Origin of the sequence: Lelliottia sp. (genome assembly GCF_045627565.1) — a bacterium.
GTDB lineage: Bacteria > Pseudomonadota > Gammaproteobacteria > Enterobacterales > Enterobacteriaceae > Enterobacter.
The window spans coordinates 77,397-93,934 of sequence record NZ_JAZQNX010000035.1 but is presented as its reverse complement, the minus strand read 5'-3'; the positions used below and the strand labels follow the sequence as shown (position 1 = coordinate 93,934).

The 16,538-nt window shown below is 53.4% G+C and carries 11 protein-coding genes and 1 pseudogene; 8 read left to right on the top strand and 4 right to left on the bottom strand.

Annotated features, from left to right (window positions below; genetic code table 11):
* Window positions 1-6: 6 nt before the first annotated feature.
* From bcsZ to ACKI5T_RS17590, 5 genes are all read left to right on the top strand, one after another.
* Complete coding sequence (gene bcsZ, locus ACKI5T_RS17610; protein WP_407439114.1) at window positions 7-1,113, top strand: cellulose synthase complex periplasmic endoglucanase BcsZ; 1,107 nt, start codon at window positions 7-9, stop codon at window positions 1,111-1,113.
* On the top strand, window positions 1,095-4,577 hold the full coding sequence (bcsC, locus tag ACKI5T_RS17605) for a cellulose synthase complex outer membrane protein BcsC (RefSeq protein WP_407439113.1): 3,483 nt from the start codon (window positions 1,095-1,097) through the stop codon (window positions 4,575-4,577). Before bcsZ ends, bcsC begins: the two co-directional genes overlap by 19 nt.
* A 118-nt stretch (window positions 4,578-4,695) precedes the next feature.
* Window positions 4,696-6,702 (top strand): biofilm formation regulator HmsP, encoded by a 2,007-nt coding sequence (gene hmsP / locus ACKI5T_RS17600; RefSeq protein ID WP_407439111.1) that lies wholly within the window; start codon window positions 4,696-4,698, stop codon window positions 6,700-6,702.
* A 159-nt stretch (window positions 6,703-6,861) separates the two neighbouring features.
* The gene (locus ACKI5T_RS17595) at window positions 6,862-8,148 is read left to right on the top strand and encodes a dicarboxylate/amino acid:cation symporter (RefSeq protein ID WP_015960885.1); all 1,287 of its coding nucleotides are present in this window, start codon (window positions 6,862-6,864) and stop codon (window positions 8,146-8,148) included.
* A gap of 224 nt (window positions 8,149-8,372) precedes the next feature.
* Window positions 8,373-9,866 (top strand): M16 family metallopeptidase, encoded by a 1,494-nt coding sequence (locus tag ACKI5T_RS17590; RefSeq protein WP_407439109.1) that lies wholly within the window; start codon window positions 8,373-8,375, stop codon window positions 9,864-9,866.
* A gap of 101 nt (window positions 9,867-9,967) precedes the next feature.
* Here the strand turns inward: ACKI5T_RS17590 and ACKI5T_RS17585 are convergent, their stop codons facing one another.
* From ACKI5T_RS17585 to ACKI5T_RS17575, 3 genes are read right to left on the bottom strand one after another with little or no spacing between them, the layout of a single operon-like run.
* Entirely contained in the window at window positions 9,968-10,465 is a 498-nt protein-coding gene (locus ACKI5T_RS17585; RefSeq protein WP_407439107.1) for an Hcp family type VI secretion system effector, read from the bottom strand.
* A gap of 5 nt (window positions 10,466-10,470) precedes the next feature.
* The gene (locus ACKI5T_RS17580) at window positions 10,471-10,812 is read right to left on the bottom strand and encodes a putative T6SS immunity periplasmic lipoprotein (protein WP_407439105.1); all 342 of its coding nucleotides are present in this window, start codon (window positions 10,810-10,812) and stop codon (window positions 10,471-10,473) included.
* Complete coding sequence (locus ACKI5T_RS17575; protein WP_407439103.1) at window positions 10,809-11,366, bottom strand: type IV secretion protein Rhs; 558 nt, start codon at window positions 11,364-11,366, stop codon at window positions 10,809-10,811. Before ACKI5T_RS17575 ends, ACKI5T_RS17580 begins: the two co-directional genes overlap by 4 nt.
* Before the next feature lie 463 nt (window positions 11,367-11,829).
* Between ACKI5T_RS17575 and ACKI5T_RS17570 the strand changes: the two are divergent.
* Window positions 11,830-12,249: pseudogene (locus ACKI5T_RS17570) on the top strand (hypothetical protein).
* Between the two features lie 122 nt (window positions 12,250-12,371).
* On the opposite strand, the gene ACKI5T_RS17565 reads toward ACKI5T_RS17570, so the two are convergent.
* The gene (locus ACKI5T_RS17565) at window positions 12,372-13,301 is read right to left on the bottom strand and encodes a sugar kinase (protein WP_407439101.1); all 930 of its coding nucleotides are present in this window, start codon (window positions 13,299-13,301) and stop codon (window positions 12,372-12,374) included.
* A gap of 231 nt (window positions 13,302-13,532) precedes the next feature.
* Between ACKI5T_RS17565 and pdeH the strand changes: the two genes are divergently transcribed.
* Complete coding sequence (gene pdeH / locus ACKI5T_RS17560; RefSeq protein ID WP_015960882.1) at window positions 13,533-14,306, top strand: cyclic-guanylate-specific phosphodiesterase; 774 nt, start codon at window positions 13,533-13,535, stop codon at window positions 14,304-14,306.
* 123 nt (window positions 14,307-14,429) lie between these two features.
* Complete coding sequence (locus ACKI5T_RS17555) at window positions 14,430-16,490, top strand: AsmA family protein (RefSeq protein WP_407439099.1); 2,061 nt, start codon at window positions 14,430-14,432, stop codon at window positions 16,488-16,490.
* Window positions 16,491-16,538 lie beyond the last annotated feature (48 nt).

Genomic DNA, 16,538 nt, shown 5'->3' with positions numbered 1-16,538 from the left:
CGGACGATGAACGCGCTTCGCGGGTGGATGATGGTCGCGCTGGTTCTGGCGGCAGCGAATGCGCGTGCGGCCTGTAGCTGGCCTGCGTGGGAGCAGTTTAAACAGGACTACATCAGCGATGGCGGTCGCGTGATTGATCCCATTGACGCGCGGAAAATCAGCACTTCGGAAGGGCAAAGCTATGCGCTGTTCTTTGCCCTTGCCGCCAACGACCGCAAGGCCTTTGATTTGCTGCTGAACTGGACGAGCGATAATCTCGCCCAGGGGGCTCTCAGTCAGCATCTGCCTGCCTGGTTGTGGGGAAAAAAGGATGCGGATACCTGGGCGGTGATCGACAAAAACTCTGCCTCTGATGCGGATATCTGGATTGCCTGGACGTTGCTGGAGGCGGGGCGTTTGTGGAAAGCGCCGCAATACACCGCCACCGGCAAAGCGCTGCTAAAACGCATCGCCAGCGAAGAAGTCATTAAAGTGCCGGGTTTAGGGCTGATGCTCCTGCCCGGCAACGTCGGTTTTACCGAGGAGAAAGCCTGGCGCTTTAACCCCAGCTATCTCCCGCCGCAGCTGGCGAACTATTTCACCCGCTTTGGCGCGCCGTGGACCACGCTTCGCGAGACGAATCTGCGTTTACTGCTGGAAACCGCGCCAAAAGGATTTGTGCCCAACTGGGTGCAGTATCAGCAAAATAAAGGCTGGCAACTGCAGCCAGAAAAAACCTTTATCGGCAGTTACGACGCGATTCGCGTGTATCTCTGGACGGGCATGATGCACGACCGCGATCCGCAAAAAGCCCGACTGCTGGCACGTTTTAAACCGATGGCGACGCTCACAACAAAAAATGGCGTCCCGCCGGAGAAGGTCGATGTCGCAAGCGGTAAACCCACGGGCGATGGCCCGGTCGGTTTCTCCGCCTCGCTGCTGCCGTTTTTACAGGACCGCGATGCACAAGCGGTGCAACGCCAGCGCGTCGCCGATCATTTTCCCGGCAATGACGCCTATTACAGCTACGTGTTGACCCTGTTCGGACAAGGATGGGATCAGCATCGTTTTCGCTTCACCGCAAAGGGTGAATTACACCCTGACTGGGGCCAGGAATGCGCAAGTTCTCATTAAGTTTACTCAGTTTATCGCTTGGCTTAACGCTGATGCCGCTGGCGCAGGCCGCCAACTCTCCCCAGCAAAAACAGTTGCTGGAACAGGTTCGACTCGGTGAAGCGACGCAACGCGAAGATCTGGTCCGCCAGTCGCTCTATCGTCTGGAGCTGATCGACCCGAATAATCCTGATGTGATCGCCGCGCGATTCCGCTATCTGCTGCGTCAGGGCGATAACGCGGGCGCACAAAAAGAGCTGGATCGCCTGAAGGGTATCGCGCCGAGTTCGAGTGCTTATAAGGCTTCGCAAAACGCCATGTTGCTCTCGACGCCAGAAGGGCGTCAGGAATTACAGCAGGCGCGTTTACTGGCGACCACCGGTCATACGCAGGAAGCCATTGACGCTTATGACAAAATTTTCGCTGGTAATCCGCCAAACGATGCACTGGCGACGGAATACTGGACCGTTGTCGCTAAGAATCCTGCGCGTCGCGTGGAGGCCATCAACCAGCTCAAAAAAATTAATCTCACCAGCCCTGGCGATACGCAACTGCAAAACACGCTGGCGCAGCTTCTGTTCCAGAGCGGGCGCAGCGATGAAGGCTTTGCGGTGCTGCGGCAAATGGCGAAATCCAACGCTGGACGCGATGCGGCTTCCGACCTCTGGTATCAGCAGATCAAAGATGCGCCGGTGAGTGCCGCCAGCGTCAAAGCCTTGCAGGATTATTTGCAGGTGTTCAGCACGGGCGATAACGTCACCGCAGCCCGCTCGCAGTTGGATGACCAGCAAAAACGCTTAGCCGATCCCGCGTTCCGTGCCAAAGCCGAAGGGCTGGCAGCGGTTGAAGCAGGCCAGGGCGGCAAAGCCGTTGCCGAGCTACAGCAGGCGGTGAGCGCCAATCATGCCGACAGCGAAGCCGTGGGCGCGCTGGGGCAAGCGTATTCTCAGCGCGGCGATCGTGCGCGAGCGGTCACTCAGTTTGAAAAGGCTATCGCGCTCGATCCGCAAAGCGATAACCGCGGGAAATGGGACAGTCTGCTGAAGGTCAACCGCTACTGGCTGCTGATTCAGCAGGGCGATGCCGCGCTGAAAGCCAATAATATCAGCCAGGCTGAACGTCATTACCAGCAGGCGCGCAACATCGACAATACCGACAGCTACGCGGTGCTTGGTCTGGGTGACGCGGCGGTTGCACGCAAAGATAACGCCGCCGCCGAGCGTTTTTATCGTCAGGCGCTGCGCATGGACAGCGGCAACAGCAACGCGGTACGCGGGCTGGCCAATATTTATCGCGCACAATCACCGGAAAAAGCCGACCAGTTTATCCAGTCACTTACCGCCAGCCAGCGTCGCAGCATCGATGATATCCAGCGCAGTCTGGATAATGACCGGCTCGCGCAGCAGGCGGAACAGCTGGAAAACCAGGGCAGTTTTGCCCAGGCGGCTGAAATTCAGCGCCGTCGGCTGGCGCTCGATCCAGGCAACGTGTGGATAACCTATCGTCTGTCACGCGATCTCTACAGCGCCGGGCAGCGCAGCCAGGCGGATACGCTGATGCGTCAACTGGCGAGCCAAAAACCGGGCGATCCGGAACAGGTTTACGCCTACGGTTTGTATCTGTCGGGCAATAATCAGGATCGTGCCGCGCTGGCGCATCTCAACACGCTTTCACGCGATAAATGGAACGGCAATATTCAGGAGCTGGCTGACCGACTGCAAGGCGATCAGGTGCTGGAAACCGCCAACCGCCTGCGCGATAGCGGCCAGGAACGTGAGGCGGAAACGCTATTACGCCAGCAGCCGCAGTCCACGCGTATCGACTTAACGCTGGCGGACTGGGCGCAGCAGCGGGGCGATCGGGCTTCTGCTAAAGCCGCCTACACCACCGTTTTGCAGCGTGAGCCGCAAAACACTGATGCGATTCTTGGCCTGACGGAAGTCTATCTTTCTGAAGGCGATAAAGACGCTGCACGCGCACAGCTGGCGACACTGCCCGCCGGGCAAAATAGCGAGCCGCCGTCGGTGAATATGCAGCGCCGCGTTGCGCTGGCGCAGGCTGAGCTGGGCGATACAGCTGCCGCAGAGCAGACGTTCAGCAAACTGGTTCCGCAGGCTAAATCGCAGCCGCCGTCAATGGACAGCGCGCTGGTGCTGCGCGATGCAGCACGTTTCCAGGCCAGTAACGGCCAGCCGCAACAGGCGCTCGAAAGCTATAAAGATGCGATGGTCGCGTCCGGTATCACCCCGACGCGCCCTGAAGATAACGACAGTTTTACGCGCCTGACGCGAAATGACGAAAAAGACGATTGGCTTAAGCGCGGCGTGCGCAGCGATGCGGGCGAGCTGTATCAACAGCAGGATCTCAACGTCACGCTGCAGCATGACTACTGGGGTTCCAGCGGGACCGGCGGGTATTCCGATCTGAAAGCACACACCACCATGCTGCATGTCGATGCTCCGCTGTCCGACGGACGGATGTTCTTCCGCAGCGATCTGGTGAATATGAACGCCGGTTCGTTTGAGACCAAAGACGGTACTTACGATCCCAAATGGGGCACGTGCGCCGGTACGCCATGTCACGGCAGTACCAATCAAAGCGCAAACGGCGCGAGCGTGGCGGTGGGCTGGGAAAACAAAACCTGGGCGATGGACATCGGCACCACGCCAATGGGCTTTAACGTCGTCGACGTGGTGGGTGGCCTGAGCTACAGCAATGATTTAGGGCCGATTGGCTATACCGTTAACGCCCATCGCCGTCCGATCTCCAGCTCCATGCTGGCGTTTGCCGGACAAAAAGATCCTAACACCGGCACAACATGGGGCGGCGTGCGTGCCACCGGTGGCGGCGCGAGCATCAGTTATGACAAAGGCGAGGCCAACGGCATCTGGTCGAGTCTGAACATGGACGCGCTCGAGGGCAAAAACGTTGAGGATAACTGGCGCATCCGTTGGATGACCGGCTATTACTACAAGATTATTAACAAAAACAACGAACGCCTGACGGTGGGTCTGTCGAATATGCTCTGGCATTACGACAAAGATTTGAGCTCCTATTCGCTGGGTCAGGGCGGCTATTACAGCCCGCAGGAGTACGTTTCTTTCGCGGTGCCGGTTACCTGGCGTAAACGTACAGAAAATTGGTCCTGGGAACTGGGCGGTTCTGTCTCCTGGTCGCATTCCAAAACCAAAGACGGGATGCGCTACCCGATTCAGGGGCTGATCCCAACCAATGAACCGGGACGATACGGCGACAGAAACGAGCCGGAAGAGGGCAGCAGTTCGTCCGGAACCGGCTATACCGCGCGGGCGATTGTGGAACGTCGCGTAACGTCCAACTGGTTTGTCGGTTTGGGCGTCGATATCCAGCAAGCGAAAGACTATACCCCGAGCCATGCGCTGCTGTATGTGCGCTACTCCGCTGCGGGCTGGCAGGGCGATATGGACTTACCGCCGGAACCGCTCACACCTTACGCAGACTGGTAACCGGAATTATCCTTAATAGAAATCTTAGACTCTCTAAAATTCGTCGCAATCGGGTATACTCTGGCGGCAATAGGGTAACGTTTTGTTACGCTATGCTTCGGGTTTGTGGAGAGTCAATTTGCGTGTCAGCCGTTCTTTAACGATCAAACAAATGGCGATGGTGTCTGCCGTCACTATGGTGTTTGTTTTCATATTTTGCGTTATTTTGCTGTTTCATTCCGTACAGCAGAATCGCTACAACACGGCTTCGCAACTGGAAAGTATCGCCCGTTCGGTTCGTTTACCGCTTTCGGCCGCCATTCTGAAAGGGGATATCCCCGAGGCAGAAACCATTTTACAGCGCATTCAGCCTGCAGGAATTGTCAGCCGGGCGGATGTGGTGTTACCCAATCAATTCCAGGCGCTGCGGATGAGCTTTATTCCCGAGCGTCCGGTTCCGATGATGATCATGCGGATGTTTGAGTTGCCGGTGCAGATTTCGCTCCCGCTTTACTCCCTTGAACGCCCTGCCAATCCGCAGCCGTTAGCCTATTTGGTATTACAGGCGGATGCGTATCGGATGCACAAGTTCGTGATGAGCTGGGTCTCGACATTAGTAACTACTTACTTACTTTTAACGCTGATCCTGAGCGTGGCGCTGACCTGGTGTATCAACCGTTTGATTGTCCATCCGCTGCGCAAAATTGCCCGTGAGCTGGATAATCTCTCGCCGCAGGACCAGGTGGGACATCAGCTTTCTCTGCCGCGCCTGCATCATGACGACGAAATCGGCATGCTGGTACGCAGTTACAACATTAACCAGCAGCGCTTGCTGCGCCACCAGGATGAGCTGAACAGCAACGCCACGCGTTTCCCGGTCTCTGAGCTGCCAAACAAAGCCTTCCTGATGGCGTTACTGGAACAAACCGTCGCGCGTCAGCAGACCACGGCGCTCATGGTTATCGCCTGTGAAACCTTGCAGGATACTGCTGGTGTGCTGAAAGAGAGTCAGCGCGAAATGCTGCTCCTGACGCTGGTGGAAAAAATCAAATCGGTGCTCGCGCCACGAATGGTCCTCACTCAGGTAAGCGGCTACGATTTTGTGATTCTCGCCCACGGAGTGAAAGAACCGTGGCACGCCATTACGTTAGGTCAGCAAGTGCTCACTGTCATAAACGAACGTCTGCCGGTGCAAGGCATTCAGCTGCGTCCGAGCGCCAGTATCGGTCTGGCGATGTATTACGGCGATCTGACGGCCGAACAGCTGTATCGACGTGCGTTCTCCGCGGCCTTTACCGCCCGTCGCAAAGGCAAAAATCAGATTCAGTTCTTCGAACCGGAGCAGATGGAAAAGGCGCAGCGGCGGTTGACGGAAGAGAGCGATATTCTCACCGCGCTGGATAATAATCAGTTCGCGCTTTGGCTGCAGCCGCAGGTCAATCTTGAAACGGGCGAAGTGAAAAGCGCCGAAGCGCTGTTACGCGTGCAACAGCCGGATGGTTCGTGGGAGCTGCCCGAAGGGCTGATTGAGCGGATTGAATCCTGTGGGCTGATGGTGACAGTGGGTTATTGGGTGCTGGAAGAGTCGTGCCGTCAGCTTTCTGCCTGGCAGGAACGCGGCATCGAGATGCCGCTGTCGGTCAACCTTTCTGCTTTACAGCTGATGCACCCGACGATGGTGTCGGAGATGCTGGAGCTGATCAATCGCTACCGGATCAAGCCCGACACGTTGACCCTCGAAGTCACAGAAAGCCGTCGTATTGACGACCCAAATGAAGCGGTGGCGATTCTGAAACCGCTGCGTAATGCCGGGATTCGCATTGCGCTGGATGATTTTGGCATGGGCTACGCGGGGCTGCGCCAGCTCCAGCACATGAAAACGCTGCCCGTTGACGTACTGAAGATCGACAAGACTTTTGTTGACGGCCTGCCAGGCGACAGCAGCATGGTTGAAGCCATTATTCAGATGGCGCGCAGCCTTGATTTGCATGTGATTGCTGAAGGTGTCGAAACGGAAGCCCAGCGCGACTGGCTGGCGAAGGCGGGTGTCGAAAGTGGTCAGGGCTTCTTATTTGCTCGCGCCGTGCCGTCTGATGAATTTGAAAAACGTTATCTCACAGCCGAAAACACGCCCGCAAAAGTGTAAGTTTGTTGCTGGCTTGTTCGAGTCAGCTCTAATTTCTTAACATTTTTGTTTCAATTTTGATGTGTGTTCATTTCTGTCCTGTTTTACGGGTGTTATTTTAAAGCCGCAGGTGAGTCTTACCCATAAAAAACCTGTGGTTTTTCTTTCCAAGGACACCCTATGAAAACCTCACTCTTTAAAAGTCTCTACTTTCAGGTTCTGACAGCGATTGCCATTGGTATTCTCCTTGGCCATTTCTATCCTGAACTGGGCGCACAAATGAAACCGCTTGGCGACGCGTTCGTTAAGCTCATCAAAATGATCATCGCGCCCGTTATCTTCTGTACCGTAGTGACCGGAATCGCTGGCATGGAAAGCATGAAGGCGGTCGGTCGTACCGGTGCAGTTGCCCTACTGTATTTCGAAGTCGTTAGTACTATTGCGCTGATTATCGGCCTGATTATCGTGAACGTGATGCAGCCGGGTGCGGGGATGAACGTTGATCCTTCCACGCTGGATGCCAAAGCGGTCGCGATTTATGCCGAGCAGGCCAAAGATCAGGGTATCGTCGCGTTCCTGCTGGATGTGATTCCCGGCAGCGTGATTGGTGCCTTTGCCAGCGGCAACATTTTGCAGGTGCTGCTGTTCGCCGTGCTGTTTGGTTTTGCCCTGCATCGCCTGGGCAGCAAAGGCCAGCTGATTTTCAACGTGATTGAAAGCTTCTCGCAGGTCATTTTCGGCATCATCAATATGATCATGCGCCTGGCACCAATTGGGGCGTTCGGGGCGATGGCCTTTACGATTGGTAAATATGGCGTGGGTACGTTGATTCAGCTCGGCCAACTGATCATCTGCTTCTATATCACCTGTATTCTGTTTGTGGTGGTGGTGCTGGGTTCGATTGCACGCGCGACCGGTTTCAACATCTTCAAATTTATCCGCTACATCCGCGAAGAGCTGCTGATCGTGCTGGGTACCTCCTCTTCTGAATCGGCGCTGCCGCGCATGCTCGATAAGATGGAGAAACTAGGCTGTCGTAAATCGGTCGTGGGGCTGGTGATACCGACCGGGTACTCCTTCAACCTCGACGGTACATCGATTTATCTGACCATGGCTGCCGTGTTTATCGCCCAGGCGACAAACACCCATATGGATATTTTCCATCAGATAACCCTGCTGGTGGTGCTCCTGCTTTCATCAAAAGGGGCGGCGGGCGTTACGGGCAGTGGGTTTATCGTCCTGGCCGCCACGATTTCGGCCGTCGGACACCTGCCGATTGCGGGTCTGGCGTTGATTCTCGGTATCGACCGCTTCATGTCTGAAGCCCGCGCCCTGACCAACCTGATCGGTAACGGCGTTGCCACCGTGGTGGTAGCGAAATGGGTGAAAGAGCTGGACCATAAAAAACTCGACGATACGCTGAATAATCGCGTGCCTGATAGCAAAACCCAAGGTTTATCCTCATAAAATCAGCACTTATGCCCGCTTACCCTTGTAGGGGGGCGGGCTCCTGCGCATAATACCGACTCATATCTGTCATAATTCGACAAGATTTTTTTCAGGTATATTTCACTTCATGCCGTGACGTTTCACCCTTCACGCGGTCTAATCGAAGTGTTTGAACGTTTATTACAGAGTGCTCGAGGCAGTGAGACACTCTTTTTAACCAGGAATGTTGATCAGGGGTTTACATGCAGGGCACAAAAATTCGACTCTTAGCCGGCGGTTTGCTGATGATGGCAGCAGCCAGTTATGTGCAGGCAGATACACTCCAGCCCGACCCGGCCTGGCAACAGGGAACACTGGCGAATGGTTTTCAGTGGCAAGTTTTAGCCACGCCGCAGCGTCCCAGCGATCGCATCGAAATTCGCCTTTCTGTTAATACCGGTTCACTAACTGAAAACTCGCAGCAGAGCGGGTTTAGCCATTTTATTCCTCGACTGGCGCTGACTCAAAGCGGCAGTTTGCAAGCCGTGCAGGTGCGTTCACTGTGGCAGCAGGGCATTGACCCGAAGCGTCCACTTCCGCCTGCTGTTGTCTCTTACGACTACACCATGTTTAACCTCAGCCTGCCAAATAACCGTAACGATCTGCTGAAAGAATCGCTGACCTGGCTGGGTGATACCGCGGGTAAAGTGGCGATCACGCCGGATACGGTTAACTATGCGCTGAGCAACAGCGACATGGTGGCGACCTGGCCTGTGGACACCAAAGACAGCTGGTGGCGCTATCGCCTGAAAGGCTCCACGCTGCTGGGGCATGACCCGGCAGAGCCGGTGAAACAGCCGGTCGATATCGAGCAAGTTAAGTCGTTTTATCAGAAATGGTACACCCCGGATGCGATGACGCTGATCGTGGTGGGTAACGTAGATAGCCGTTCAGTGATCGAGCAGATCGGCAAAGCATTTGGCGATCTCAAAGGCAAACGTGATGTACCTGCACCGGTTCCGACGCTGTCGGCGCTGCGCCCAGAGCCAGTGAGCATTATGACTGACGCCGTGCGCCAGGATCGTCTGGCGTTGATGTGGGACACGCCGTGGCAGCCGATTCGTGAATCTGCGGCGCTGCTGCGTTACTGGCGCGCTGATTTAGCGCGTGAAGCACTGTTCTGGCATGTTCAGCAAACGCTCAGCAAAAACAATGCGAAAGATATCGGCATTGGATTCGACTGCCGCGTGCTTTTCCAGCGTGCCCAGTGTGCGATTAACGTTGAATCCCCGAGCGATAAGCTGAACGCCAATCTCAGCGTGGTCGCGAAAGAGCTGGCAAAAGTGCGTAAAGACGGTCTGTCGAAAGAGGAGTTTGATGCGCTGGTGGCACAGAAAGGCCTCGAGCTGCAAAAACTGTTCGCCACTTATGCCCGCACGGATACTGACGTCCTCATCAGTCAGCGTATTCGTTCCCTGCAAAACCAGGTGGTGGATATCGCGCCAGAGCAGTATCAGAAGCTTCGCCAGGATTTCCTGAATAGCCTGACCGTTGAGATGATTAATCAGGATCTTCGTCAGCAATTGTCTCAGGACATGGCGCTGGTGCTGTTACAGCCGAAAGGCGAACCGGAATTTAACATGAAGGATTTGCAGGCCACCTGGAATGAGATCATGACGCCGGAAGCCGCGCTTGCTGCACAGCCAGCGGTAGATGATTTACATCAGGATGCGTCAGATATTCCGCGCACGCAGTAATGTGCGGGCAGATGCCCTGATTCTGGCCCTCTCCTGCGGGAGGGGGCAAGGCCATCATCAAAACCCTCACAGAAAACAGGATTGTTCCGTCTACTCTCCATTTATCGGGTTTGTTGTTCCTGCTTTTTCTTCATCCATGCGTCATCATATTTAATATTGCCCCTGACATAATTCCATTCAATCGCCCGGAATCTCAGCCCCACAACCTCATGCATATTTGGCGCGGTACTGCCCGGATAATAAACATGAGTAAAATCTAAGGACGAGATAACCACGCTTTCCAGCGTGATGCGGTAGATCTCAACTTCAATTCCCGCCTCGACAATCTCATAATATTTAATGACAGCTTTCTGTAATCGTCGTGATTCACTAATTACATTAGCAAGATACGGACTGACTTTATCGAGTTGTTTATGAATAATGACGGGATCGTGCTGTCGGGTTCCTGTCAGGTTTCCGGTATGGCTATCGACACCTGTTCGTATGCCATAGCTACTGTTCATCACCTCTATGGCACCCTCTCGGCCTGGCGCCATACAATCCCCGGTGACTTGCATTCCGTTTTCATCGTATAAAAATAAATAGGCGGGCAGTGACATTCTTATTACCTCAATTCCCTTAGTTGTCCGTTGTTATTAATAAAGAACTCATGAATATAATTTTTACCATTTAAACCGTATGAAACAGCATAGCTATAACCATATTTCCATTTTATGTTAATGCAGTCATCAGGATAAGAGAGTTTTAGATTTGTATCATGTTTTATTGTTGTATATCCTTTCTCCTGATCAGATTCTATACGGTAGTAATTCAAAACGTCTTTTTTATCTACGCTGAAACAAAGTCTTTCATTACTGATGTAAGTGTATCTGTTTTCAGGAGCAGGCATCCCTCCTGGACAACCAGACAGCAGGAATATTAGAGGAATCATAACGAGTTTTTTCATCCAGGAAATCCTTTTAACACGGCTTTATATTTTTGAATCAAAGAGTAAACAGATTCACTAGAATTATAATCACGATATACATGTAGATCACAATAATCTGTTAAATTATTATTAAGTAATAGCCAGTAATCACTAGCAATGGATGCTTGTTGTTCTAATCCATAATGCAGAAAATCTGCTTTATCTAAGCTGTAACTGTAATCAGCGAAACGAGAAAATAAGCCCCGTGTTCTGACAAACATACCCTTTTGTGCTTGCCAGGCGTGAACCATCTCATGCATAAATCTGTGTTTTTTTCCTACGAGCTCTAAAGAGAAATCGTGTGAATAGGTTTCTTCTCTAAACCACAGTTCACCGTTGGGCGTCATCGCAACATCGATAGGCTGTAGGTTAAAGGGGAGATAGCTTTCTCGGTGTACCCATATTTTACTGTAAATGAGACTTCCCCCGAACAGTGTTTTAGCAAGAGCGATTTCTCCTGTAGTAAGGAGTCTCAATCCATCGGGCTTTATCCGGGTTCCTGATGTTGGATCAATATTTTCGTTAACGGGCATTCAATAACCCTCTCATCCTTGTTGGTATTGAGCACTCATCCTACAACCAGAAAATAGATGAAAGAAACGATATTTTCCGAGTTATTTATTGAACAATAATTTTCACGAATAAATTAAATCAACGCATTGCTTTAACTAATTAATGGAATTCGACACCATGCAATTACATTCGAAAATTAGATACTCCTTCCAGTAATAACCATTTTAAAAAATAACGTTCTCACCGTATTATTTTTACGCACCTGCAATAACAGGTGTCGGGATTAGCCTCCTGAAACCTTCACTGACGACACCGCTATTTTGTGTCGTTCGCACGGCTACGCTAATATGGCGGGCCGGGCGGGGGCGTCGAAAGACGCGCCGGTGTCAGTGAGGCCGGTAAGGCTAACCCCGCTCGGATCCGCCACCCGTGAGATTAGCCTCTCTCTGGCGGTCATTAAAATCTCTCACTGGAGTTTTCTCTATGACATCAATCTTTACTCCCGAGCATGACTTATTCACTGTCCCCTTCAGCGCCGCGACCGATTTCACCGATCTCGCCGACTGCTGCGATCGCTTTGCCGAAACGCTGATGGAATGCCATGAACCTGTCGAGAAAATGGCGCTGCTTGGCCGCATCGGCGCTTGTCTCGCGCTGCTACGCCCGACGCTTAGCGAGCCGATCCCGCCGCACCTGATCGGGCGTTTTACCGTCGATACGCTGCCCGAAACGGCTCCGTATTTTGAGCCGGATGCCGAAGCCCTGTGCGATTACTGCCAGTCGCTGACGCTGGTGCTCTGCGGATAATCGCTACTGCCGGAAACGGAAAAAACGCTGAAAGCGCTGCTGTGTGAGCTGATGTGGATGTTTGCAGGAGATCTCAAAGCGCCGCGCTGGTCTTGAGACCAGACCGCGAACTGATGAAGGGCGTTTAGCGCAGATTGAGCAGGCAACGGGAAAGACGGGGCAATCGCATCAGCAGATTGCCCCATAGCCTTCCCGGCTAAGACAGTTGTTTGCTACGTTTACTCAGGCATCGCATCGCGGGGAATAATCGCCCCGCGATACTGAATCACGGTGCTTGCCGTCAGATGGCCGCGTTTGGCGGCGTCTTCAGGCGTTCCGCCCGTCAAACGCACGGCCAGATAGCCCGCGCTGAATGAATCGCCTGCCGCCGTGGTATCGACCACTTTGTCTTTGGCTAATTTCACCGCCGGGACGTCAATCACGGCTTCACCCGCTACCGACACCAGACAAGAATCCGCGCCGCGCTTAATCACAACTTCAGAAACCCCCGTCGCATGCGTACGCGCAATCACCTCTTCAACCGGCTTTTCGCCCCATAACGCATCTTCGTCATCGAGGGTTAAAAACGCGATATCGGTGCATTGCAGCATCTGCGAATAAACCTGCTGCGTCTCTTCGCGGCTGGCCCACAAACGTGGACGGTAGTTGTTATCGAAAATCACTTTGCCACCATTTGCACGGCACTCGTGCATCAGGGACAGTAATTTTTCACGGCTGGACGGGCTTAAAATGGCCAGGCTAATGCCGCTCAGATAGAGATAATCAAACGTCGCCAGTTCTTCACAAATGGCTGCAGAATCTTCGCTCTCCAGCCAGAATTTGGCGGCAGCTTCGTTGCGCCAGTAATAGAAAGTACGTTCGCCAGTGCTGTCGGTTTCGATGTAATACAGCCCTGGCAGACGGTTTTCCATACGCTGAATCAGCGAGGTTTGCACGTTTTCACTCTGCCAGGCTTCCAGCATCTGCTGGCTAAAGCTGTCGGTACCCAGCGCAGTGACGTAATTGACGGCCAGCGCTTCAGGAGCGACCTGGCGTGCAATGTAAACCGAAGTATTCAACGTGTCGCCACCAAAGCCGCGGCTAACTTCTGCGCCTTTCTGTGACAACTCAATCATGCATTCGCCAATCACGGCAATTTTTTTAGACATAGTCGTGAACCTGAACAGATAAATTAAAGTGAGTGTGCGCTGTGAGGAATTTATGGTCAACTATATTAAAACGTCGTTCCATAATTTTTTTTGAGCCAGCGCGTGTTCCGGAAAGTTTCTGTCATCTTAATTTCATTTTCCCGGCCAATTGAACATAAAGTTCTCACCCCATAAGCCGATAACTCTTTGACGAGTCCAGACAGGTCATCTCTTTTCAACAGGACATCTGAAATGAAGTCAGAGCAGGTTATCCAGCGGCTATGCACCACTCCAGAAGCTAGTATCGAAAGCTTGCAGGAGCATCGCTATTGGCTGCAATGTGAGCGTGCTTATACTTATCAGCCTATCTACCGTATTAACGGCAGACTCATGGCAGTTGAGATTTTAACCGTTGTAACGCATCCATCCGATCCCACGCAACGCATCGCCCCTGACCGCTATTTTGCGGAGGTCAGCGTGCGCCAGCGTCTTGATGTTCTGGAAGAGCAGCTGGAAATGCTGGCGACGAAAGAAGCCTTTTTCATGCGCAATGACATCCTGGCTTCGGTCAACGTGGATGGCCCAACGCTTATCGCCTTGCGACAGAATCCTGGGCTGCAAAAACTCGTCGCTTCGCTGCCATGGATGCGCTTTGAACTGGTTGAACATGTGCAGTTGCCGCAGGACTCTTCGTTTGCTTCGATGTGCGAATTTGGCCCGCTGTGGCTGGATGACTTCGGCACGGGCATGGCGAACTTCTCGGCGCTGAGCGAAGTCCGTTACGACTACATCAAAGTCGCACGCGACCTGTTCATCATGCTGCGCCAAACCCCGGAAGGCCGAAACCTCTTCACTTTGCTACTGCAACTGATGAACCGCTATTGCCAGGGCGTGATTGTCGAAGGCGTAGAAACGCTCGAAGAGTGGCGCGATGTGCAGAATTCGCCAGCGGCAGCGGCTCAGGGCTATTACCTGTCTCGCCCCGTACCCATGGATACCCTCGAAAACGTGATTATCACCCTGTAAAACTTGCTGTTTCCCACAATAGCGCGTCAGTAAAACGCGCTATTCCCGGAAGCAGCAAATCCCCATTTCGCTTTGCCTGAACTATATTCATGAGAGGTAAAGTCACAATGAAAGGGGACAGTGATGACAAAAACGACCAGGATCGTCACCTGGGTGGCAGGGATTTTCTTGTTGTTGATTGTGGTAGCAATCATCATTATTGCGACGTTCGACTGGAATCGTCTCAAGCCGACCATCAACCAGAAAGTCTCAACCGAACTTAACCGACCCTTCGCCATTCGCGGCGATCTTGGCGTGGTGTGGGAGCGTCAGAAAGACGAAACCGGCTGGCGCAGCTGGGTTCCCTGGCCGCACGTACACGCCAACGATATTATTCTCGGCAACCCGCCGGACATTCCTGAAGTCACCATGGTTCATCTGCCACGCGTAGAAGCCACGCTTGCGCCATTAGCGCTGCTGACGAAAACGGTTTATCTGCCATGGATCAAACTGCAACAGCCTGATGCGCGGCTGATTCGTCTGTCCGAGAAAAACGACAACTGGACGTTTAATCTGGCCAGCAGCGATGAAAAAGATCCCAACGCACCGCCATCGGCCTGGTCATTCCGTCTGGATAATATTCTGTTCGATCGCGGTCGGATCGCGATTGATGACAAAGTCAGCAAAGCGGATGTGGAGATCTTTGTCGATCCGCTGGGCAAACCGCTGCCGTTCAGCGAAGTCACCGGTAGCAAAGGCAAAGACGATACCCAAAAAGTGGGCGATTACGTTTTTGGTCTGAAAGCAACAGGGCGCTACAACGGCCAGCCGTTAACCGGCTCAGGTAAAATTGGCGGCGTGCTGGCGCTACGCAGCGAAGGCACACCGTTCCCGGTGCAGGCGGATTTCCGCTCCGGCAACTCCCGCGTGGCGTTTGTTGGTACGGTCAACGACCCGATGAAAATGGGCGGCGTCGATGTGCAGCTTAAATTCTCCGGCGATTCGCTGGGTGAACTTTATGATTTAACGGGTGTGCTGCTCCCCGATACCCCACCGTTTGAGACGGACGGGCGTCTGGTGGCAAAAATCGATACCGAAAAATCCTCGGTGTTTGATTATCGCAATTTTAACGGGCGCATCGGCGATAGCGACATTCGCGGCTCGCTCACTTATACGACTGGAAAACCGCGCCCAAAACTGGAAGGCGATCTCGAATCCCGACAGCTGCGGCTGGCCGATCTCGGCCCGCTGATCGGCGTCGATTCCGGGAAAGGTGCGCAGAAGGCAAAAAGCGCCGAGCAGAAAAAGGGTGAGAAAGATATTCAGCCGGCGGACAAAGTGCTGCCCTACGATCGCTTTGAAACCGACAAATGGGATGTGATGGACGCCGATGTGCGCTTCAAAGGGCGCAAAATCGAGCACGGCAGCACGTTACCTATCAGCGACCTCTCAACGCACATCATCCTGAAAAATTCAGACTTACACCTGCAGCCGCTGAAATTCGGTCTGGCGGGAGGCACCATCTCGTCAAATATTCATCTCGACGGCGACAAAAAACCGATGCAGGGGCGGGCGGATATTCAGGCGCGCAGGCTGAAGCTGAAAGAGCTGATGCCAAACGTTGAGCTGATGCAGAAAACCCTCGGTGAGATGAACGGCGATGCGGAAATCCGTGGCGTGGGCAACTCGATTGCTGCGCTACTGGGCAGCAGTAACGGGAATCTTAAACTGCTGATGAATGACGGTCTGATCAGCCGTAACCTGATGGAGATTCTGGGGCTGAATGTCGGTAACTTCATCATTGGGCAGATTTTTGGTGATGACGAAGTGCGCGTGAACTGTGCGGCGGCAAATCTGGATCTGGTCAACGGTGTCGCGCGTCCGCAGATTTTTGCCTTCGATACGGAAAACGCGGTGATTAACGTGACGGGCACTGCGAGCATGGCTTCGGAACAGCTGGATTTGACGATTAATCCGGAGAGTAAGGGTTTCCGCATCATTACGCTGCGTTCCCCTCTCTACGTGCGTGGTTCGTTTAAAAATCCGCAAGCCGGTGTCAAACCCGGTCCGCTGATTGCGCGCGGTGCGGTGGCTGCGGCGCTTGCAACATTAGTGACGCCTGCGGCCGCGCTGCTGGCGCTGATTTCGCCATCAGAGGGTGACGCGAATCAGTGCCGCAATATTCTGTCGCAGATGAAGAAATAACATTGGGGGGCTGGAGGGCGTGATCTCCTCAGCGTGAGGATTTGCGCG